This window comes from Pseudarthrobacter defluvii (genome assembly GCF_030323865.1).
GTDB lineage: Bacteria > Actinomycetota > Actinomycetes > Actinomycetales > Micrococcaceae > Arthrobacter > Arthrobacter sedimenti.
The window spans coordinates 2,724,656-2,745,706 of the sequence record NZ_CP066362.1 but is presented as its reverse complement, the minus strand read 5'-3'; the positions used below and the strand labels follow the sequence as shown (position 1 = coordinate 2,745,706).

Below are 21,051 nucleotides of genomic sequence, written 5' to 3'. Positions count from 1 at the left end.
GTGGGCAGCTCTCCGGCAGTGCCCGGCACAGCATTGGTGGTGGGCGGCGGGATCTCCGGGCTCCTGTCCGCCCGGGAACTTGCCGCCGCCGGCCACCAGGTGACCGTCCTTGAAGCGGGGACGGCGTGGGGCGGCTGCGTGGGCAGCCACGTGGTGGCCGGACTCACCCTTGACAGCGGCGCCGAGTCGTTCGCCACAAGGTCCGACGCCGTCGCCCGGCTCTGCGCCGAGCTCGGCCTGGGTGGAAAGATCGTTCCTCCGCGGCCCGGCGGTGCCTGGGTGCATCTTCCGGACGGGCCCCGCGAACTGCCCCGGACCGGAGTCCTGGGCATTCCGGCGAACCCCTGGGATCCTGAGGTGCGGCGCACCCTGGGGACACTTGGCTCGTTGCGCGCCTCCCTGGACCGCCTGCTGCCTGCCTCCGTAGGAGCCGGCGCGGGTGTTACCAGCGTGGCCGCCCTGGTCCGGGCCCGGATGGGGTCGCGGGTGCTGGAGCGGCTCGTCTCGCCGGTGGTGGGCGGCGTCCACTCAGCCGACCCCGGCCTCCTCGACGTCGACATGGTGGCTCCGGGCCTGCGTGCAGGCCTGCGGAAGCATGGTTCCCTCGCTGCCGCGGTGCTGGCGCAGCGCCGCCGCGCCGGCACTGCGGCAGCCCAGCAGGCTCAAAAAGGACAACCGGCGCAGCAAGCCCAGACCGGTAAACCGGCCAAGGCAGGCTCCGCCGTCGCCGGGCTCGAAGGCGGCATGCGCATCCTGGTGGACGCCCTGGTGGCGGAGCTCCAGCGCCTGGGCGTTACGCTGCTGCCGGGCACTGCCGTCACGGCTGTCGCCCGCACCCAGGACGGCTGGCGCGTTGAAGCGGCCGGGGCTTCCCATAGCGCCGCCCTGCTGGTCGTGGCTGTGGACGGGCCTGCCGCCGTCGAACTCCTGGAAGATGCAGTTCCTGCCATCGCAGGGAAGAAGCCGGCCTCCGGGCCGGACGTCAAGCTGGTCACGCTGGTCCTGGACAAACCGGACCTGGACGCGAGGCCCCGGGGAACCGGGATCCTGGTGGCCCCGCAAACGCCGGGGATCCAGGCCAAGGCCCTGACGCATGCCACTGGCAAATGGGACTGGCTGGCTGCCGCCGCCGGTCCCGGGAGGCACGTGGTGCGCCTCTCCTACGGCCGGGTGGACGGCGCTTCCGCCCAGCTTGCCGGGCCGGAAGCCGATGAAGAATTGTTCGCGGCCGCCGTCCGTGACGCGTCCGCACTGCTCAGCGTCCGCATCACGGGGGAGGACGTGGAGGGCTGGGATGTGGTCCGGTGGCGGGGCGCCTTGCCGTTCGCGGCGGTGGGCCACCGCGAACGGGCAACGGAAATCCGCAGGGCCTGCGCCGCCGCCGGCGGCCTGGCCGTAGTGGGCGGCTGGGTGGCCGGGAACGGGTTGGCCGCTGTGGTGGCCGACACACGTGAGCAAATCGGTCAACTGACCGCCACCTGAGCATCGCTGCTGGTCAAGCGGCCGGGTCTGGTTTTCGGAGCCCATCCAGGACACGCCCCGCCGGTCTTTCCGGTTTTCAATCGGCCAACCGTTCTGGTTAGGGTCGATGACTATGGTTTCAAACAGGTCCGAGCTTTCACTGTCCCGGACCGGTATCCATGGGGGAATCCGACGTGGTACCGCAGCAGCGGCCGTCGGAGCGGTACTGGTTCTTTCCACCGGCGTCCAGGCAGCCTTGGCTGACGATGCAGTTTCCCCTCCCCAGGACCCGCCGGTGCAGGCTTCCGCGGCAGCATCTGCTGCGGCGTTCGGACTTACCATCGCTTCGGGCCAAGGCACCCCGGGGCAGCAGGAAGCCAAGCGGGGCGATGAAAACGGTGCACCCGGGCAGCAGGGTGACACCCCTGCCGGCACCCCTGCAACCCGGGCCCCGCGGACGCCGTCTCCGTCCATCTCCTTGCCGGGTACCTTGCTTCCGGTGATCACAGGTTCCGCGTCTGCAAGCACGACGCCCTCCCCGTCGCCGACCACCTCCGGAACGCCCCTGGCACCCGGCCCGCAGACCACAGCCCCCGCGGCTCCAACGGGCACCGGATCCGCCCTGGCCACCGTCCGGCCGGGATCCCCCTCCGCACCCGGCGGAGCCCCGGCTGCCGGCACCTCGAATGCGGCAGGCGCTCCTGGACAGGCCCCAGTGGCTGTTCCTCCGGCCGGCGCACCGGGAACAGGAGCAGTTCCGGGCGGGGACCCTGCTTCCGGTGCAGCGTCCTCCGTGTCGGGTGCCGGAGCGCGTGGACCTGCGGGCCCAGGCATCCTTGGGGCCGACGGCAATGCTGCGGGCCAGCAAGGGGCCATCCGTGAAGGAACAAACGGGGCAGGGAGCAGCGAAGCGGAGGCAACGCCAGCGCCGGCCCTGCCAATCGCCCTGCCGACCGCCCTGTCGATCAATGCCCGGCAGTCCCTGCGCACCCGCGCGCCCCAGGCTGCGGGTGCACCTGCAGGTCCAGGCCAGGCAGTTTCATCCACCGGACCGCTGCCGGACGTGCCGGACGCCATGATCTGGCTTGGGGCGGGCCTGGTCGGTGTGGGAGCCGCGGCAGGCTTGGTGTTCCTGCGCATGCGCCGCCTCTAGGACCCCTCCCCAATACGGTTCGCTGCAGTGCTAAACGTGACTTTGATCACTTCTACGAGTTGTAGAACTCTTCGGTTTCGTCTTGGAGGGAGGGAGGGGGCAAACTTGTAACCATGAGCCACACTTCTGCCGAATCTGTCACTAAAACCGAAGAATCAGCCGAGCAGTTCTTTACCCTTTGGACGGTCTTCAAGCGGTCGGAGTCCGTGGTCCGCAGCGCCGATGCCGCCGCAGACTTCGAAGCGCTGCTGGAGCGGCTCGCCGCTGCCGGGGTAACGCACCGGGGCAGCTACGACGTCTCGGCCATGCGCGCCGACGCCGACGTCATGGTGTGGCTCCACGGCTCCAAGCCGGAAGCGCTGCAGCAGGCCATCCGCGACATCCGACGCAGCACCCTGTTTGCCGGCACCGAGATTGTCTGGTCCGCCATGGGTGTCCACCGCGAGGCCGAGTTCGCCAAGAACCACACCCCCGCCTACTCCCGCGGAGTCGCTCCGGCTGAATGGCTCTGCGTCTACCCGTTCGTCCGCTCTTACGAGTGGTACATCCTTCCCGAGGCCGAGCGCGGCAAGATGCTCCGCGACCACGGCCTGCTGGGCCGCGACTTCCCGCAGGTCATCTCCAACACTGTCTCCTCCTTCGCGCTGGGCGACTGGGAATGGATCCTCGGCCTGGAAGCACCGGAACTGGTGGACCTGGTGGACCTGATGCGCCACCTGCGGGCCACGGAGGCACGCAACCACGTGCGCGAAGAGATTCCCTTCTACACGGGACGCCGTATCTCTGCCGACGAGGTTGCCGAGGTGCTGGCATGAGCCCCGAGCAGCAGGCCACTGCCGTCAACCCCGTCACCGAGGCCGGACGCATGGCGCCGAAGAATTACGACGCCGTCCTGCTCGCCTCCTTTGGCGGTCCTGAAGGGCAGGAGGATGTCATTCCGTTCCTCCGCAATGTCACCCGCGGCCGCGGCATCCCGGACGAGCGGCTTGAGGAAGTCTCGCACCACTACCGCGCCAACGGCGGCGTCAGCCCCATTAACCAGCAGAACCGCGAGCTCAAGGCCGCGCTGGAAGCCGAACTGGCAGCCCGCGGCATTGAGCTGCCCGTGCTGTGGGGCAACCGCAACTGGGCTCCCTACATCCCGGAGACCCTGCAGGAAGCGTACGACGCCGGCCACCGCCGGGTGCTGATGCTTACCACGAGTGCCTACTCCTGTTACTCCAGCTGCCGCCAATACCGCGAGGACATTGGCATGGCGCTGACGGAGACCGGCCTGGACGGCAAGCTGGAGGTAGACAAGGTCCGGCAGTACTTCGACCACCCCGGCTTCGTGGAGCCGTTCGTGGAAGGAACCGCCGCCGGCCTGGCCGACGTCCGCGCCAAGCTCGCAGAAGCGGGTACGCCGGATGCACCCATCCATGTCCTGTTCGCCACCCACTCCATTCCAACCCGCGACGCCGAAGCTGCAGGCCGTTCCGAGGGGGAGCCGCGCGTGTTCGAGGAAGGCTCCGCCTACGTGGCCCAGCACCTCGCCAACGCCGGCGCCGTCATCGAGCGCGTCAAGGATGAATCCGGGCTGACCGCACCGTGGTCCCTGGTGTACCAGTCCCGTTCCGGTGCCCCGCACGTGCCGTGGCTCGAACCGGACATCAACGACGCCATCGAGGAGCTGGCAGGCCAGGGCGTCAAGGGCATTGTCATCGTTCCCCTCGGCTTCGTCAGCGACCACATGGAAGTTGTCTGGGACCTGGACACCGAGGCGATGGAAACCTGCGCCAACCTGGGCCTGGCCGCCACCCGTGTCCCCACTCCGGGGACACACCGGAAGTTCGTCGACGGCCTGGTGGACCTCATCCGTGAACGGACGGTGACCAACAACATCGCCGACCGTCCCGCTGTCACGGATCTTGGTCCTTGGTACGACGTCTGCCGGCCGGGATGCTGCGCCAACTTCCGCGGCGAAAAGCCCACCATCGCAGGCGCCGACACCACTGTTGGCACCGGCCACGATCCGTACCCGTCGGCCGCTGCCGGGGAAACGGCCCAGCTGTGACGGTCCGCATTGGAACCCGCGCCAGCAAGCTGGCGCTCACCCAGACCCAGCAGACCGCAGACCAGCTGGCCGCCGTCGGAGGTTTCCCGGTGGAACTGGTGCACGTCCGCACCGATGGCGACGTCCTCACCGGGTCGCTGTCCCAGATGGGCGGGACAGGCGTCTTTGTCGCTGCCCTGCGCGACGCGCTGCTGCGCAATGAGTGTGACGTGGCGGTTCATTCGCTAAAGGACCTGCCCACCGGGGCCGCAGTGGGCTTGAGCCTTGCCGCCACCCCGCGCCGCGTGGACGTCCGCGACGTCCTGTGCGCCCGCGACGGACTCAAGCTGGCAGACCTGCCGGCCGGTGCCCGTGTGGGGACCGGGTCGCCGCGGCGTGCAGCCCAGTTGCGTGCCGCCCGTCACGACCTGGATATTGTCGATATCCGCGGCAACGTGGACACCCGCCTGGGCCGTGTTCCCGGATTGCCCGGCAACTCCACGGACCAGGTGGTGCCCGGCAAGTCCTGCGACCTCGATGCCGTAGTCCTCGCCGCGGCCGGCCTGCAGCGGATCGGCAGGCTGGACGCCGTCACCGAGTACCTCGAAACCGACGTCATGCTGCCCGCGGCCGGCCAGGGATCCCTCGCCATCGAGTGCCGTACGGCCGACGCGCCGCCGAAGCCCGGATCGGCCGAAGGGTCCCAAGCAGTCTTGGCCCAGGCCCTGGCCGCGCTGGACGACCCCGACACCCGCCTGGCCGTCACCGCCGAACGCGCGCTGCTGGCCCGGCTCGAAGCAGGATGTGCCGCTCCGGTTGGCGCCTACGCCTACCGGAAGGGCAGCATGCTGCACCTGGAGGCCGTAGTGTGCGCCGTCGACGGAACAGACACGGTGCGGGACAAGCGCGCTAGCGACGGGCTGACCGAGGTCGGTGCCACCCTGTTGGGAATCGAACTGGCTGAAGCCCTCCTGTCTGCCGGAGCAGCCGACATCGCAGACCTGCAGGCGTCCTGACCTGGCAATGACGCAGCCTTCCAGCAGATCCGGGCAGGACGAGCCGAACGGCAACGCGCCGCTCGGCGGGGTCCGGGTCCTGGTCACGCGCAGCCCGGAACGCTCCGCAACACTGGTGGCGGCCCTGCGGGACGCCGGTGCCACGCCGGTGCTGCTCCCGCTCATCGATTTCGAACGGGCCCGGGACCAGCATGCCCTGGACGTCGCCTGCGACGCCCTGGCGGCAGGCGCCTTCGACTGGCTGGTGGTCAGCAGTGCCACCACCGTCCACGTCCTGATGGAAAAGGCAGCCGAGCGTGGGCTGCGGCTGGACCAGCTGGTTCCTGCCGGCACCCGGGTCGCCGCCATCGGTCCCGCCACGCGCAGGCTTCTGGACTCGGCCGGAGTTCAGGTAACCCTCACGCCGGACGCCGAGCAGTCTGCTGCCGGCCTGCTCGCTGTGTGGCCCGGCGGCGGTACAGTGTTCCTGCCCCAGGCGGACATTGCCGCACCCACCCTGGCGGAAGGCCTGGCAGCGGCGGGCAGTGCCGTTGAGGCGGTAACCGCCTACCGCACCGTTGACTACCCGGCGGCAGCGGAGCGAAGGCTCGGCGTGCAGCCGGAGGACGGCGACGCCGGCCCGCAAGCGCCGTCGTACTACCTCCTGACGCCGAAAGCCGCCGCGGCAGAGATCGCGGCCGGAAAGATCGCCGCCGTGATCGCAGCCTCCCCGAGCGCCGTCCGCCGGATCGCTGCGCTGGGGCCGCTGGCGGCTTGCAGGCTGGTCGCCATAGGACGCTCGACGGCGGACCAGGCCGCCGCCCTGGGCCTGGACGTGGCGGCAGTGGCGACTGAGCCGACGCCGGACGGGCTGGTGGCGGCCGTGGCCAAAGCACTCAACCCGCCCTGACCGGGACCGGCACGTTACCTCCAAAAAGGCTTCACAACCAATGCGAAGGACAGGATCCATGACTTTCCCCAACCAACGCCCCCGCCGCCTGCGCACTACCCCCGCCATGCGCCGGCTGACCGCCGAAACCCGCCTTGCACCGGCCGAACTCATCCTTCCGGCCTTCATTCGGGAAGGCCTCACCGAACCCAACCCCATCACGTCGATGCCCGGCGTGGTCCAGCACACAACCGACACCCTGAAGCGCGCCGCAGCGGAAGCCGTTGAGCTCGGCCTCGGCGGCATCATGCTCTTCGGTATCCCGGAAACCCGCGACCCGGAAGGCTCGGCTGCGCTGGACCCGGACGGGGTGCTGAACAAGGCCATCCGGGACGTCCGTGCCGAGGTGGGCGACGACCTGGTGATCATGAGCGACGTGTGCCTGGACGAATTCACCGACCACGGCCACTGCGGAGTGCTCGACGCCGACGGGTACGTCGACAATGACCGCACCGTGGAGATTTACGCCCGGATGGCCGTTGCACAAGCGGAGGCCGGGGCGCACATGCTTGGCCCTTCGGGCATGATGGACGGCCAGATCGCCGCGATCCGCTCGGCCCTGGACGAGGCCGGCCACGTCAACACCTCCCTCATCGCCTACGCCGCAAAGTACGCCTCGGCGTTTTACGGTCCCTTCCGCGAAGCCGTGGACTCCCAGCTCAAGGGCGACCGGCGGACCTACCAGATGGACGCCGGCAACCGCACCGAAGCCCTGCGCGAGGTCGAACTCGACCTCGCTGAAGGTGCGGACATCATCATGGTCAAGCCGGCCATGAGCTACCTGGACATCGTGGCGGATGTGGCCGCGATGAGCCCCGTGCCCGTGTCCGCGTACCAGATCTCCGGTGAGTACGCGATGATCGAAGCCGCCGCCGCCAACGGCTGGATCGACCGCCGGGCCGCCATCACCGAATCCGTGCTGGGCATCCGGCGCGCGGGCGCCCACACCGTCCTCACCTACTGGGCCGCCGAACTGGCCGGCTGGCTCAAGGAATCCCGATGACGGACGGGCCTGCTGCTGTGCGCACCGCACCGGGACCCACCGCGCCGGTGGGGGAGGAGCGGATCCTCCTGGGCCTGAACACCTTTGGCGACGTTGGCGAAAATCCCGACGGCAGTCCTCAAAGGCACGCTGAGGTCCTGCGCCAGCTGCTGGAGCAGGCGGAACTGGCCGACGCCGTCGGGCTTCATGCATTTGGCGTGGGGGAGCACCACCGCAAGGACTACGCTGTGTCCGCGCCGGAGGTCTTCCTGGCTGCCGCTGCGGCGCGGACGTCCCGAATCCGGCTGGGCTCCGCCGTAACGGTCTTGAGTTCCGACGAGCCCATCCGGGTTTTCCAACGGTTCGCCACGGTGGACGCCATCTCCAACGGCCGCGCCGAAGTGATGCTGGGCCGCGGATCGTTCGTGGAGTCCTTTCCGCTGTTCGGGCTGGACCTGGCGGACTACGAGGTCCTGTTCGAGGAGAAACTCGAGCTGTTCGACAAAGTGCGGGCGCAAAAGCCCGTGCACTGGGAAGGCCGCACCCGGCCCGCACTGGCCGGCCTGAGCGTCTACCCGCCGCTGGAGCACCACCTGCTCCCAACGTGGATCGGGGTGGGCGGAACGCCCGAATCCGTGCTCCGCTGTGCCCAGTACGGCTACCCGATCATCTTCGCCATCATTGGCGGCCAGCCGCGGGCCTTCAAGCCCCTGGCGGATCTCTACCGCGAGGCGATGGCCAAGTACGGGCACCCGATGCAGCAGATTGCCACCCACTCGCCGGGGCATGTGGCCGAAACCGACGAACAGGCCCGGGAAGAGCTGTTCCCGCACTGGCTGAAGCTGCGCAACAAGCTGGGAGCCGAGCGCGGTTGGGGGCCGGCGGGGCGGGGCGAGTTTGACGCCCTCTGCTCCACGGAAGGTGCCCTCTACGTTGGATCGCCGGAAACGGTGGCCCAAAAGATCGTCCGGCTCAAACGGAACCTTGGCGTGGACCGCTTCGACCTCAAGTACAGCAATGGGCCGCTCCCGCACGCAGCCATGATGCGCTCCATTGAACTGATGGGTACGGCGGTGGCGCCGCGCGTGGCGGAGCTGCTCGCCGGCTAACTGTGCCTTCCGGCTAACTGAGAGAATAGGAACCATGACTTCCAGCAATCCTCGCAATGAGGCACTCTTCGACCGCGCCCGCCAGTTGATGCCGGGCGGCGTCAACTCCCCGGTCCGGGCTTTCGGTTCCGTCGGCGGTACGCCGCGCTTCATGGTCTCCGCCAAAGGCCCGTACCTGACGGACGCGGACGGCAAGGAATACGTGGACCTCGTCTGCTCGTGGGGCCCGGCGCTCCTGGGCCACGCCCACCCTGCCGTCCTGGATGCCGTGCACGCCGCCGTCGACCGCGGCCTGTCCTTCGGTGCGTCCACCCCTGACGAGGCCAACCTCGCGGAAATCGTCAAGGAACGCGTCCCCGCCGTCGAACGCCTCCGCATGGTGTCCACCGGCACCGAGGCCACCATGACCGCCGTCCGTCTGGCCCGCGGGTTCACCGGCCGCAACCTCATCATCAAGTTTGCCGGCTGCTACCACGGCCACCTGGACGGCCTCCTGGCCGCCGCGGGCTCCGGCGTGGCCACCCTGGCCCTTCCCGGCTCCGCGGGCGTCACCGAGGCCACCGCGGCCGAGACCCTGGTGCTGCCCTACAACGACCTCACGGCGGTCAAGGAAGCCTTCGCCGCCCACGGGCAGAACATCGCAGCCGTCATCACCGAAGCCGCACCTGCCAACATGGGTGTCGTCACCCCAGCCGAGGGGTTCAACGCCGGGCTCTCCCGGATCACCCGCGAGCACGGCGCACTCCTCATCGTCGATGAGGTCCTCACCGGCTTCCGCACCGGCTACTCCGGCTACTGGGGCCTCACCGGCGGGGCGCCCGACGCCGAGGACCCCTGGACGCCCGACCTGCTGACCTTCGGCAAGGTCATCGGCGGTGGAATGCCGACGGCGGCACTCGGCGGCCGTGCCGACGTCATGGACTACCTGGCCCCCACGGGCCCGGTGTACCAGGCAGGAACCCTGTCCGGAAACCCGGTAGCCATGGCGGCCGGCGTTGCCACCCTAACCAACGCCACCCGGGACGTCTACTCCTTCATCGACGTCCGGTCGCTGGAGCTTTCCTCGGCGCTGTCCAACGCGCTGGATGCCGCGGGTGTGGACCACTCCATCCAGTTTGCCGGGAACCTCTTCTCGGTGGCCTTCGGGACCTCGGCCCACGGCGTGCACAACTACGCCGACGCGCAGGCGCAGGAAGCGTTCCGCTATGCGCCGTTCTTCCACTCCATGCTGGAATCAGGGGTCTACCTGCCGCCGTCGGTCTTCGAAGCCTGGTTCCTGTCGGCCGCCCACGACGACGACGCCATGAACCGCATCTACGACGCCCTGCCCGCGGCAGCGAAGGCAGCAGCCGCCGCACGGGGCTGAGCCCGGGCCGAAAGGCTCATCCCGCCGTCGTCCTCTCGCGAGATGAAACAGAAATCCCCGCCTGCACGCTGCAGGCGGGGATTCCTTTTTGTGTTCCGGGTGCTACAGGACGTCTGAAAGGAAGCCTTTGAGCCGGTCCGTCCTGGGTTCAGTGAAGAGCTGCTCAGGCGAGCCGGTTTCCACCACCACGCCGGCATCCATGAAGGTTACCGAGTCCGAAACGTTGCGGGAGAAGCCCATCTCGTGGGTCACCACCACCATGGTCATGCCGCCCTTCGCCAGGTCCGTCATCAACGCCAGAACGCCCTTGACCAGCTCAGGGTCCAGTGCGGAGGTGGCTTCGTCGAAGAACATAACCTCGGGCTTCATGGCAAGCGCCCTTGCGATGGCCACGCGCTGCTGCTGGCCGCCGGAGAGGTTGGCCGGGCGCGAATCCGCCTTGTGCTTCAGACCCACCAGGTCCAGCTGTTCCAACGCTTCGCTGCGCGCCTGCTCCTTGGAGAGCTTGCGCAGTTTCCGCAGGGCCAGGGAGACGTTTTCCTCCACGGTCTTGTGCGGGAACAGGTTGAACTGCTGGAACACCATGCCGATCCGGCGGCGGAGTTCGTCCGGGTTGTCCTTCAGCACGGAACGGCCATCCAGCAGGATGTCGCCCTGGTCCGGCTCGATCAGCCGGTTCATCACTCTTAGCAGGGTGGACTTGCCCGAGCCCGACGGTCCGATGACGGATGCGGTGGTGCCCTGCGGAACGTGCAGGTCAATGCCCCGCAGGACGTGGTTTCTGCCGAAGGAAAGGTGGATGTTCTTGGCGCTCAGCGTTCCTGATGCGAATTCGCTCATGCCTGGGCTCCCTTTCCAACGACGGCTGCGGCGTCGTCCGGTTCTTTCTTTTCGGGCCGCCCGGTACGCAGCCTGGCGTCGATGTAGTTGACCAGGTGGGTGAGCGGAATGGTCATGGCGAGGTAGAAAATCGCCGCTGCCACGTACGGGGACAAGTTTCCGCTGCGGGCGGCGGCGTCCTGGCCGATCTGGAACAGTTCCCGTTCCGTGGCCAGCAAGCCCAAGGTGAAGACCAACGAGGAATCCTTGATCAGCGCAATGAACTGGTTCATGAGCGCAGGAAGCACCCGGCGGATACCCTGGGGAACCACTACAAGCCGCATGGATGCGCCGTAGCCGAACCCCAGGGCACGCGATGCCTCAAGCTGTCCTTTGTCTACGCTCTGGATGCCGGAACGGAAGATTTCACCCGTGTACGCGGCGGCCATGAGCGACAGAGCTGCAACTCCCATGGGGTAGGGGCTGTTGCTGCCAGTCATCTCGCGGAAGATTGGTCCGAACCCAAGGCCGATGACCAGGATGGTGAGGACGGCCGGGAGTCCACGAAATACGTCCGTGTACACCCGGGCAGCCCACCGCGCCACAGGATTCCGTGAGATTCCCATGAGAGCCAGGACCAGGCCGACGACGGCACCGATCAGTCCCGAGGTGATCGCCAGGACCAGGGTATTGGGCAGGCCCACAGTGAACATGCTTGGCAGAACCTCGGCGATCTTCTCCCAGTCAAGGAAGGTCTCTCCGAGTCGTGTCAGGAAATCCATATGGCGTCGCTATCTTTTCTGGGTAGCCGGTGTCTAGTTCGCTGGGACCTTGACGGCCTTGCTGCCCGGCTTCCAACCCTCGGGGGTCTGCTCGGCAGCCGTCGGGCGGTCCGTGTACCACTGGGCAGTCAGCTTGGACCAAGTGCCATCGGCAACTATGGCGTCAAGGGCCGAGTTCAGCGCTTCGAGCAGCGCAGGGTTGTCCTTGGCCACGGCGTACGCGGTGAAGTTCTGCGTGTTGAGCTTCTTCTCGGCGATTTTCGTGCCGTCTCCGGGCTTGACCTGGCCGGTCGCCTGCTGGGAAGGAGCCACCCAGGCGTCCACCTGCCCACTCTTCAGGCTGGCAAAGACGGTGTTGTAGTCAGGGAAGGAAACGGGCTCAATGTTCAGGGTGTTCTTGACGTAGTCTTCCTGGACACTGCCGCTAACGACGCCGATGCGAAGGCCGCTCTTCAGTTCGGCGAACGTCTGAACCTTGGCGTTTTCTTTGGTGACCAGAGCCATGTAGCCGAAATCGTAACCATTGGTGAAGGCAACCGTTTCACGGCGGGCGTCCGTGGTGGAAATCGAGGAGGAGCCGACGTCGAACTGCTTGTTCTTGACCTGGCTGAGAAGCGCCTGGAACTTGGTGGAGGCGAACTCGATCTTGAGCCCCAGCTTGTCGGCCATGGCACGCAGAAGCTCATTGTCGTAGCCGGTGAACTTGCCGGACGCATCAACAAAGATATTCGGCGGGGCGTCTGACAAGGTCCCCACGCGCAGGGTGCCCTCGGTGGCGAGGCCGAGCTTGCTCTTGTCAATCTTGTCGATCGGGGTCACGTTGGCAGTGGTGTACTTGTCCAGCGTCTGCTGGTCACTGCCCTTCAGCGCGTCCGTGGGCGTGCCGCTGGGCTGGGAAGATCCGCCGCCGCAGGCTGCGAGGGACACCGCGAGGGCAAGTGCAACGGGAGCGGTAGTGAGCCACTTCATCGCTTTGATTTTCATCAGGTTGTCACTTTCATGTGAGTCGTAAGTCGACTGGGCCGCAAGGCAGCGCTGTGGCGCCTGGCACCTGCCCGGCGCGGGTTGGGCTGTCCGGGGCAGGGGTGACCGCAAAACTTTATTGTCTCACCAAGGCGGAACCGGAGCCTGGGCAGAAGAAAACTGCCCTACGCTGCTGCTGATGCCGAATTTTATGCGCAGAATGGGTTTTCTGCGCAGTATTTGAAGCGGTGCGCACGCATGAAGGCGAACCAGGCTCGATGGGTAGCGGCCCGTTTACTTCGCGGCGTGACTGTGACATGTCTCCCACTTGGAGTAGGCCCGGCGGCCTAGAAGCCTCCAGCCGTGGCGTCCTGCGGCGGAAGTACGGGCCAGTCTCCCTCGATTACGGCCGCGGGCTTGGTCTTTCGAAGATACCCCTGGAAGTCCGCCGCCTGGCTCACCGCCCAGTCCACCTGCAGCTGGTGCAGCTGGCTGGCGGGCATCATCAGCTTGGGAAACTTTCCCGCCATCGCATCAAGGACGCGGAGGGTTGCCAGGGCATCGGCAGCCGACGTGTGGGCATTGTCCAGGACCACTCCGTACTCCTCGCAAAGCGCGGTGAGTGTGCGTTTGCCCTTGCGGTACCTGTCAACCTGTTTGTTCATGATGTACGGGTCCAGGACGGGGAAGCGGGTGAGCTGCGGGATCCCGTAGCGGGCCGACTCGGCGGCAAGGACCGTGAAATCATAGCTGGCGTTGAAGGCGATCACCGGGGTTCCGGAATCAAAGAGCTCCTGGAGGACGCCCGCCACTTCCCGCGTGACCTCGTGCGCGGGCCGCCCGTCCCGCCTTGCCTGCTCCGTGGTGATGCCGTGGACGTCGCTTGCCTCGGTGGGAATTTCAACGCCCGGATCGGCCAGCCACTCGTGCTCGGTAATGACCTTGCCTTCGTGATCCACCACGGTGATGGATGCCGTGACGATTCGTGCCGCCCTTGAATTGCGGCCGGTGGTCTCAAGATCGAAGGCTGCGCGGGGGAGCGTGTTCCAGGAACTCATGCTTCAACGCTAAGGGGACCCGCCGACAATTCCCGGGAGCGCCACTGCGGCTACATTGGATCAATGCGGAATGAGTACGTCCAAGCGGTCCTGGCCGTCGTCAGGCTGGTGCCTGCAGGGTCCGCGGTCTCGTACGGGGACGTCTCCGAGCTCCTGGGGTCAGGAGGTCCCCGCCAGGTGGGTTACGTCATGAGCCACCATGGCGGAGGTGTTCCCTGGTGGCGCGTCCTGAAAGCCAGCGGCCATGCACCGGAGGGCCATGAAGCCGAGGCTCTGCTCCTTTACCTTGAGGAAGGAACCCCGCTTCTGGGGGCCTACAGTTCCTACTTGCGCACCGGGGAGGGGCGGTGGCGGGTGGATCTGGGGACCGCGCGCTGGGCGCCGACAGACAGTGATTTTGACAGTATCGATGCCGTTGCCGAGGACCTGGAGCGCCGCCTCCATGAATTGTCGGTGGCTGATGATGGAATGAGTTTGTGACCGTAACGATTCCTTTGACCGGCCCTTGGGACCCCCAACGGCAAGAGCCTGGGATTGGCCAGGAGCCCGCTCTACCGGGCACAGGGGACTCCGCATCCAGCGGAGCCCTGCCGGAGACCCCCGCCCTTCGGCTGCTCCCGCCACGGCGGGCGCACGCGGACGCGCCCCGGCTCACACCGGACCAGCAGGCGGCGGTTGACGTCGTCCAGGGCTCGGGGCCCGTCCTGGTGCCGGGCGCTCCGGGCACGGGAAAGACCACCGTCCTCGTCGAGGCCGCGGTCCAGCGGGTCTTGCGTGACGGCGTCGACCCCGAACGCATGCTGATCCTTGCGCCCACCCGCCTTGCAGCGGATTTCCTGCGGGACCGTTTCACCGCCCGGCTGGACAGGAGCCTCAGCACCACACCGGCCAGGACATGGGCTTCCTATGCATTCGACCTGATCCGACGTGCCAAGGCAGAGGGAGTTATTCCGCTGTCCAGGCCACCGCGCCTGCTCTCAGGCCCTGAGCAGGACCTCATCATCAAGGAACTCCTTGAGGGCCACCGGCTTCCGGGACTGGAATTGCCCTGGCCCGCGGACCTGCACGGTGCCATGGAAACCCGCGGTTTCCGCCAGGAAGTGCGGCAGCTCTTCGACCGCATCATTGAATCAGGCCGCACAGCCGAAGACCTTGCGCAACTCGCGGTTGACTGCGACCGGCCGGACTGGAAGGCCGCAGCAGCCCTCTACGCCGAATACCGGGACGTCCTGGACCTGCGGATGCCGGAGGCCTTCGATCCCGCTGGAATCATCACCGCGGCCCGGCAGATCTTCCAGGACTCACCCGATTTCCTCGCTGCGGAACGCGCCCGGCTGCAGGTTGTCCTGGTGGACGATGTCCAGGAAGCCAACCCGGCAATCTTCGAGCTGCTGGCGGACATCACCGCCGGCAAGGACTGCTACGTGACCTCATCCCCGGACACAGTGGTCCAGGGCTTCCGGGGAGCCCGGCCCGATCTGGTGGCTGAACTGCCCCGGCTGCTCTCGGCCACGGGGGCCGTCAGCGAGCGTCCGCTCTGGAACGCCCACGGCCTCACACCTGCCGTGGCCCAGGCCTGGTTGAACGTCGCAGGCCGCATTTCCCAGCGCGCGGGCGGGCAGCTGGCCCGCCGCCTTGAGCAACCCTCATGGCCCGGAAAGCCCGAACATCCCGTACAGCCTGCACACCAACCGGTGACGGGCGGGGTGGAGGCCCACTTGGTTCCCACTCCCGTGCATGAGCTGCGGTACGTTGCGCAGCGGATCCTGGACCAGCACATCAACCTCAACCGCGACCTTGCTGACATTGCCGTCATCGTGCGCAACGGCGGCCAGGTCAGCGAGCTGCAGCGGTACCTTTCCGGGCAGGGCATTCCCGTACGCGTACCAGTGGCTGAGTCCGCGGTCCGGGACGAGGTGGCGGTGCGTCCACTCCTGGATGCTTTCGCCATCGCCCTGGACCCTGCGCTGTTGACACCGGAAGCTGCGGTTTCATTGCTGACCTCCCGCATCGGCGGGGCCACCTCCATCGAGCTGCGCAGGCTGCGCCAGTCGCTGCGGCGGGAGGAACTCCTGGGCGGTGGGGGACGCGCCAGTGATGCCCTCCTGGTCGAAGCCCTGCTCGAACCCGGTGCGCTGGGTGCGTTGGGTATTGAGGGCCGCGCCGCCCGCCGCACTGCGCGAATGATCCACGCCGGGAGGGAGGCTGCAGCCCTGCCCGGAGCCAACGCGGAGACGGTGCTGTGGGCACTGTGGGACTCCACCGGGCTCTCGTCGGCCTGGACGGCAGCGGCATTGGAGGGCGGACCCCACGGGGCCCGCGCTGACCGCGACCTCGACGCGATGATGGCGCTCTTCCACACGGCGGAGCGCTATGTGGACCAGATGCCCGGCGCCGGCCCTGAACAGTTCCTCGAATACCTCCTGAACCAGGAGCTTCCCATGGACACCCTTGCCGCCCGCGCCCAGCTCGATGACGCCGTTGAGCTGATGACCCCTGCTAGTGCTGCAGGCAGGGAATGGCCGGTGGTGATCATCGCCGGACTGCAGGAGGGCGTATGGCCCAACACGAGGCTCCGAGGCGAGCTTCTCGGAAGCACGCTGTACGCGGACGCTGTGGAGCATGGTCCCGCCTATGCCCTCCAGCGCGACCCCTTGAGCCGGTTGCGCGACATCCGTTACGACGAACTCCGAAGCTTCTCCACGGCGGTCTCCCGGGCACGGGAAGTGCTGGTGTGTACGGCAGTGTCTTCGGAAGACGACCAGCCGTCGTCCTTCCTGGACTTCGTTGCGCCCTTGAGGCCGGGCCAGGAGGGCAGGGCTTTCACCCAGGTGGAACGGCCGATGACGCTGCGCGCGTTGGTCGCTGAACTCCGGCAGTATGCCCAGCTGGATGGTGACTCGGGGCAGGCGCAGGAAGCAGCCAGGGTACTGGCGCACTTGGCTGCAGCGCAGCCCGCTATTGCGGGAGCGCACCCCGACAGCTGGTGGGGGCTGGCGCCCCTGACATCCTCCGGCGCGGTTGTTCCCCCGGGCGGAACGGTTTCCGTGTCCCCCTCGAAGGTGGAGACGGTGCAAAAGTCGCCGTTGGACTGGTTCGTGCAGGCAGCAGGAGGGGAACCGGCAACAGATTTTGCCCGGAGCCTCGGGACCCTGGTCCACGCGATCGCCCAGGACATACCGGACGCGTCCGGATCTGAGTACGTCGCTGAACTGGTCCGCCGGTGGCCGGCACTGGGCATGAAGGACAACTGGGAAGGAAGGCTGGACTTCCAGCGTGCCGAGGCCATGGTGCGGAAGCTGGCGCAATACGTGCTGTCCATGAGGAGCGAAGGCCGCAGCCTGCTGGGCGTGGAACAGGACTTCGAAGTGGCCCTTGGCGAGGTGGCGGTGGATGAGGCAGCGCCGCGGGAGGCGGTCCTGCGCGGGCAAGTGGACAGGCTGGAGATCGACGGCGAAGGCCGCCTGGTGGTGGTGGACCTCAAGACCGGGAAGCGGCAGCCGGGCAAGGGCGAGTTGTCCCGCCATCCGCAGCTTGGTGCCTACCAGGCCGCAGTATTGGCCGGTGGCTTCGAGACCGGGTCCCCGGGGTCCGGCCAGCCCGGCGGGGCGGTGCTGGCGCAGCTGGGGACCACCGCCAAGAGTCCCGCCATCCAGCAGCAGGAACCTCTCGACCCGCAGGAGAACTGGGCATTGGACATGGTCAAGAACGCCGCCGCCGTGATGGGCGGCAGCGAGTTTATTGCCCGGCACGACCCCTCAAAAGGCAGCCATGGCGGCCATGGTTGCCGGCTCCCCGAGGTATGCCCCTTATGCGTGCGCGGAAGGCAGGTGACCGAATGAGCGAGGCACTCTCCACGCTGCCTGCGGCGCAGGTTACACCGCCCGTACGCTTCAGTCCGGAAGAACTTTCCGTGCTCCTCGGCGAAAAGAACACCCCTACACCCGAGCAATCCGCCATCATCTCCTCGCCCTTGGCACCCCGCTTGGTGATCGCGGGAGCGGGCTCGGGAAAGACCGCCACCATGGCGGACAGGGTGGTGTGGCTGGTGGCCAACGGCTGGGTCACCCCGGAGGAGGTCCTGGGCGTGACCTTCACCCGCAAGGCTGCGGGCGAGCTGGCCAGCCGGATCAGGTCAAAGCTTCTGGCCCTGCAGCGCCTCGCCGCCAAGGACACCGTGAAGGGGATGTTCCCCGAGGGCCTTCTCAGCAGTGACGCCCTGGAGCCCAAGGTGTCCACCTACCATTCGTTCGCAAGCGGCATTGTCTCGGACTACGGGCTGAGGCTTGGCGTGGAGCGGGACGTGGTGCTGCTGGGCGGAGCGCAGGCCTGGCAGCTGGCAAGCGAAGTGGTCGAGGCCTACGATGGCGAATACGCCCACTTCCGGGCCGCGAAATCCACCCTTGTCAAAGCGGTCATCCAGCTGGCGGGAGAGTGCGCAGAACACCTCCAGGAACCGGAAGATGTCGAAGCGTGGCTCATGGCGCGCCTTTCGGAGTTTGAGTCGCTGCCGTACCTGGCCGGCAAGATGAAGAACCCGCCCAAAGCGGCCGCGGACCTTGCGGGCATGCTGCGGACCCGCGCAAGCGTCGCTGACATGGTGGGCCGCTACGCGGCAGCCAAACGTGCCCGCGGGGCACTTGATTTCGGCGATCTGGTGGCGCTCGCCGCCAAGGTGGCGCAGGATGTCCCGTTGGCGGCTCAGATGGAGCGGCAGCGGTACAAGGTGGTTTTGCTGGACGAGTTCCAGGACACGTCCTACGCGCAGCTGGTCCTCTTTTCCCGTCTCTTCGGCGGCGGCCACGCGGTGACAGCGGTCGGTGACCCCAACCAGTCAATCTATGGATTCCGTGGGGCTTCCGCGGGACAGTTGTTCCATTTTGTCCGCGAGTTCCCCGTCCGCACCGGGCAGACGGAACCTGGAGGAGGTTGGGCGCCGGCTCCAACCTCCTACCTGACAACCGCATGGCGGAATGGCCGGTCCATTCTTGGAGCAGCCAATGTCATGTCGCAGTCCCTCGGCAGGGCAGCAGCACAAAACGGACCTGCCGGGGGCAAGGCCGCCGCCGCTGAGGTCCCTCCATTGCAGCCGAGTCCATTTGCCGTGGAGGGGACTGTGGTGGTTGGCCGTTTTGCCAGCGACGTTGAGGAAGCCGCAGCCTTGGCCGACGACGTCCTCAAATATCGGGTCACCGACTTTGAGCTCAAGCCAGACGGCACTGCCGAGCCTCCGGCCATCGCGGTGCTGTGCCGCAGGCGAGCCCAAATGGAGACCGTCCGGCGGCAGTTCGAAGCCCGGGGCATCCCATACGAAATCGTGGGTCTTGGGGGGCTCCTGGACACCCCGGAGATCGTCGACCTTGTGGCCACCTTGCGGGTGCTTGCCGATCCGGGCCGCTCCGACGCCCTGATGCGGCTGCTTGCCGGCGCCCGGTGGCGGATAGGTCCCGCCGACCTCATGGCATTGCGCGACTGGTCGGGCCAGCTGGCCCGGCACCGGGAGAGGGCAGCACAGGGCTTCGACGTTGACAACCCCGACACCGACAGCGACGAGGCGGACGCGCCAATCCTCGAAGGCGACCTGACTGACGGCGCCAGCCTGGTCGAAGCGTTGGACTTCCTGCCCCGGGACGGGTGGACGTCGCCAAATGGCCGTGCCCTCAGCACGGGGGCGCGCAGCCGGTTGTCGCGCTTGTCGATCGAGCTGCGGCAACTGCGGGCCTATCTGGGCGACGATCTCACCACACTTCTGGGTGAGGTGGAGAGGGCCATGCTGCTGGATATCGAGGTGGCGGCCCGCCCGGGGATCAGCATCCACCAGGCGCGCCGCAACCTCGACGCCTTCCAGGATGCAGCTGCCGGTTTCCTCCGTACCTCCCAGCGGGTGGACATCCTCGCGTTCCTGTCCTGGCTGGAGGCTGCGTCGGCGGAAGAGAACGGGCTGGAAGCGCCCGCCAGTGACGTTAACCGGGAAGCGGTGCAGCTGCTGACCGTGCACGCATCCAAGGGCCTGGAATGGGACGTGGTGTTTGTGCCCGGAATGAACGCGGGCGCCTTCCCCAGCGACAGGGACTCCCGCTGGAGCAGTGGTGCCGCCGCGCTGCCGTGGCCCCTGCGCGGGGACCGGGCGGACCTGCCCCAGTGGGACCTTGACCAGCCGGACCAGAAGGGCTGGCTGGACGCCGAGAAGGACTACAAGGCCGGCGTACAGGCGCACGGCGAGTCGGAGGAACGGCGCCTGGCCTATGTCGCCTATACCAGGGCCAAGCACGTGCTGTGGGTATCCAGCGCCGCCTGGGTTGGTTCGCGGGCCGGGCGGGCGGAGATGTCACCGTTCCTTGCCGAGCTTGAAACCTTGACGCAGCGGGCGGGCGGTGCCTCGCCTCCGAACGCGGTGGTCCACCCACTGTCGCTGGAAGAAGCTGCTCTTCCTGACCAGAGCCCGCTGACCCTCGAAACAGAAGAAGCACGCTGGCCGTACGATCCACTGGAAGGTCCGGTGGACCCGCGGAGCGGTGAACGCCTGCGCCTGGCCAGCGGACGCCGGACAGCCATGGAAGCAGCCGCCCAGCGCGTGCTGGGGATTCTGGAGCCAGGCGCCGGCAAACCGGCTCCCGGGGAGTGGGCAGGGCAGCACAACATCCCGGGGCAGGGGAGCAGTTCACTGCCTGGGGTCCGGCCGGAACTTACGGGGGCCGCGGCGGGCTGGGCCCGTGAAGCGGCCTTGCTGCTTGAGCGCAGGGCAAGAAGGTCCAGCGGCCAGGATGTGCACCTGCCCACCCATATCTCCGCTTCAACCCTGGTTGACCTCGGCGACGACCCCCACGCTGTAGTGGGGCGGCTGCGCCGGCCCGTGCCCCGTGAACCAGGTATGTCGGCGCGCAAGGGAACGGCCTTCCATGCCTGGGTTGAGGAGTACTTTGGAACGGCAGGGATGCTGGACCTCGGTGAAGCGCCGGGTTCAGACGACCACATCGACGCCGCTTACAACCTCGACGAGATGGTGGCCACCTTCAAGGCTTCCCCGTGGGCTGACAGGTCGCCCGCGTTCGTTGAGGTCCCAGTGGAAACCAGGGTGGGCGAGGTAGTGGTCCGCGGACGGGCCGATGCAGTCTTCCAGGACGCGGACGGCCGTTGGGACCTGGTGGACTGGAAGACCGGACGCCGCCCGTCCGGGGCACAGCTGAAGACCCGTTCAATCCAACTCGCGGTGTACCGGCTGGCGTGGGCGCGACTGAAGAATGTGCCGCTGGAGGATGTGCGGGCCGCGTTCTTCTACGTTGCCGATAACGCCGTGGTCCGGCCGCACGACCTGGGAACGGCCGCCGAGCTGGAAGGAATCGTCGCCGCGGCGCTCAGCCAACCCTAGGACGCGCAGGTTA

General features: G+C 67.4%; 16 protein-coding genes. 12 read left to right on the top strand and 4 right to left on the bottom strand.

The genetic code is table 11. The features are described 5' to 3' along the window. The 9 genes from hemG (at position 1) to hemL (ending at position 10,047) form a co-directional block, all read left to right on the top strand. Positions 1–1,482 (top strand): protoporphyrinogen oxidase, encoded by a 1,482-nt coding sequence (gene hemG / locus JCQ34_RS12625; RefSeq protein WP_286397979.1) that lies wholly within the window; start codon positions 1–3, stop codon positions 1,480–1,482. 106 nt (positions 1,483–1,588) lie between these two features. Further along, on the top strand, positions 1,589–2,614 hold the full coding sequence (locus JCQ34_RS12620) for a hypothetical protein (RefSeq protein WP_286397978.1): 1,026 nt from the start codon (positions 1,589–1,591) through the stop codon (positions 2,612–2,614). Between the two features lie 113 nt (positions 2,615–2,727). Continuing rightward, on the top strand, positions 2,728–3,429 hold the full coding sequence (hemQ, locus tag JCQ34_RS12615) for a hydrogen peroxide-dependent heme synthase (protein WP_286397977.1): 702 nt from the start codon (positions 2,728–2,730) through the stop codon (positions 3,427–3,429). After that, positions 3,426–4,667: a ferrochelatase gene (locus JCQ34_RS12610; RefSeq protein WP_286397976.1), complete on the top strand. Its 1,242-nt coding sequence runs from the start codon at positions 3,426–3,428 to the stop codon at positions 4,665–4,667. The genes hemQ and JCQ34_RS12610 overlap by 4 nt, the downstream gene beginning before the upstream one ends. Further along, positions 4,664–5,662 carry a hydroxymethylbilane synthase gene (hemC, locus tag JCQ34_RS12605; RefSeq protein ID WP_286397975.1) on the top strand — a complete coding sequence of 333 codons (999 nt, stop codon included), beginning with the start codon at positions 4,664–4,666 and terminating at the stop codon, positions 5,660–5,662. The genes JCQ34_RS12610 and hemC overlap by 4 nt, the downstream gene beginning before the upstream one ends. A 7-nt stretch (positions 5,663–5,669) precedes the next feature. Next, on the top strand, positions 5,670–6,551 hold the full coding sequence (locus tag JCQ34_RS12600; protein WP_286397974.1) for a uroporphyrinogen-III synthase: 882 nt from the start codon (positions 5,670–5,672) through the stop codon (positions 6,549–6,551). 58 nt (positions 6,552–6,609) lie between these two features. After that, positions 6,610–7,593 carry a porphobilinogen synthase gene (hemB, locus tag JCQ34_RS12595; RefSeq protein WP_236798958.1) on the top strand — a complete coding sequence of 328 codons (984 nt, stop codon included), beginning with the start codon at positions 6,610–6,612 and terminating at the stop codon, positions 7,591–7,593. Continuing rightward, the gene (locus tag JCQ34_RS12590; protein WP_286397973.1) at positions 7,590–8,681 is read left to right on the top strand and encodes an LLM class flavin-dependent oxidoreductase; all 1,092 of its coding nucleotides are present in this window, start codon (positions 7,590–7,592) and stop codon (positions 8,679–8,681) included. The genes hemB and JCQ34_RS12590 overlap by 4 nt, the downstream gene beginning before the upstream one ends. A 34-nt stretch (positions 8,682–8,715) precedes the next feature. Then, positions 8,716–10,047, top strand: coding sequence for a glutamate-1-semialdehyde 2,1-aminomutase (gene hemL, locus JCQ34_RS12585; RefSeq protein ID WP_286397972.1), 1,332 nt, complete (start codon positions 8,716–8,718; stop codon positions 10,045–10,047). Between the two features lie 102 nt (positions 10,048–10,149). On the opposite strand, the gene JCQ34_RS12580 is transcribed toward hemL, so the two are convergent. The 4 genes from JCQ34_RS12580 to JCQ34_RS12565 form a co-directional block, all read right to left on the bottom strand. Beyond that, positions 10,150–10,887: an amino acid ABC transporter ATP-binding protein gene (locus tag JCQ34_RS12580; RefSeq protein ID WP_286397971.1), complete on the bottom strand. Its 738-nt coding sequence runs from the start codon at positions 10,885–10,887 to the stop codon at positions 10,150–10,152. Continuing rightward, complete coding sequence (locus JCQ34_RS12575) at positions 10,884–11,648, bottom strand: amino acid ABC transporter permease (RefSeq protein ID WP_286397970.1); 765 nt, start codon at positions 11,646–11,648, stop codon at positions 10,884–10,886. Before JCQ34_RS12575 ends, JCQ34_RS12580 begins: the two co-directional genes overlap by 4 nt. A 33-nt stretch (positions 11,649–11,681) precedes the next feature. Continuing rightward, on the bottom strand, positions 11,682–12,632 hold the full coding sequence (locus tag JCQ34_RS12570) for a substrate-binding periplasmic protein (protein WP_286397969.1): 951 nt from the start codon (positions 12,630–12,632) through the stop codon (positions 11,682–11,684). A 326-nt stretch (positions 12,633–12,958) separates the two neighbouring features. After that, positions 12,959–13,669 (bottom strand): 3'-5' exonuclease, encoded by a 711-nt coding sequence (locus JCQ34_RS12565; protein ID WP_286397968.1) that lies wholly within the window; start codon positions 13,667–13,669, stop codon positions 12,959–12,961. A gap of 63 nt (positions 13,670–13,732) precedes the next feature. On the opposite strand from JCQ34_RS12565, the gene JCQ34_RS12560 reads away from it, so the two are divergent. The 3 genes from JCQ34_RS12560 (at position 13,733) to JCQ34_RS21120 (ending at position 21,038) form a co-directional block, all read left to right on the top strand. Then, the gene (locus JCQ34_RS12560; protein WP_286397967.1) at positions 13,733–14,149 is read left to right on the top strand and encodes an MGMT family protein; all 417 of its coding nucleotides are present in this window, start codon (positions 13,733–13,735) and stop codon (positions 14,147–14,149) included. A gap of 107 nt (positions 14,150–14,256) precedes the next feature. After that, positions 14,257–17,511 carry an ATP-dependent helicase gene (locus JCQ34_RS12555; RefSeq protein WP_286404504.1) on the top strand — a complete coding sequence of 1,085 codons (3,255 nt, stop codon included), beginning with the start codon at positions 14,257–14,259 and terminating at the stop codon, positions 17,509–17,511. After that, entirely contained in the window at positions 17,508–21,038 is a 3,531-nt protein-coding gene (locus JCQ34_RS21120) for an ATP-dependent helicase (protein ID WP_434738910.1), read from the top strand. Before JCQ34_RS12555 ends, JCQ34_RS21120 begins: the two co-directional genes overlap by 4 nt. Positions 21,039–21,051: the final 13 nt, after the last annotated feature.

Coding starts and splice junctions, on each gene's coding strand:
- JCQ34_RS12620 (WP_286397978.1), top strand. CDS start 1,589: ATGACTATGGTTTCAAACAGGTCCGAGCTTTCACTGTCCCGGACCGGT.
- hemQ (WP_286397977.1), top strand. CDS start 2,728: ATGAGCCACACTTCTGCCGAATCTGTCACTAAAACCGAAGAATCAGCC.
- JCQ34_RS12610 (WP_286397976.1), top strand. CDS start 3,426: ATGAGCCCCGAGCAGCAGGCCACTGCCGTCAACCCCGTCACCGAGGCC.
- JCQ34_RS12600 (WP_286397974.1), top strand. CDS start 5,670: ATGACGCAGCCTTCCAGCAGATCCGGGCAGGACGAGCCGAACGGCAAC.
- hemB (WP_236798958.1), top strand. CDS start 6,610: ATGACTTTCCCCAACCAACGCCCCCGCCGCCTGCGCACTACCCCCGCC.
- JCQ34_RS12590 (WP_286397973.1), top strand. CDS start 7,590: ATGACGGACGGGCCTGCTGCTGTGCGCACCGCACCGGGACCCACCGCG.
- hemL (WP_286397972.1), top strand. CDS start 8,716: ATGACTTCCAGCAATCCTCGCAATGAGGCACTCTTCGACCGCGCCCGC.
- JCQ34_RS12580 (WP_286397971.1), bottom strand. CDS start 10,887: ATGAGCGAATTCGCATCAGGAACGCTGAGCGCCAAGAACATCCACCTT.
- JCQ34_RS12575 (WP_286397970.1), bottom strand. CDS start 11,648: ATGGATTTCCTGACACGACTCGGAGAGACCTTCCTTGACTGGGAGAAG.
- JCQ34_RS12570 (WP_286397969.1), bottom strand. CDS start 12,632: ATGAAAATCAAAGCGATGAAGTGGCTCACTACCGCTCCCGTTGCACTT.
- JCQ34_RS12565 (WP_286397968.1), bottom strand. CDS start 13,669: ATGAGTTCCTGGAACACGCTCCCCCGCGCAGCCTTCGATCTTGAGACC.
- JCQ34_RS12560 (WP_286397967.1), top strand. CDS start 13,733: ATGCGGAATGAGTACGTCCAAGCGGTCCTGGCCGTCGTCAGGCTGGTG.
- JCQ34_RS21120 (WP_434738910.1), top strand. CDS start 17,508: ATGAGCGAGGCACTCTCCACGCTGCCTGCGGCGCAGGTTACACCGCCC.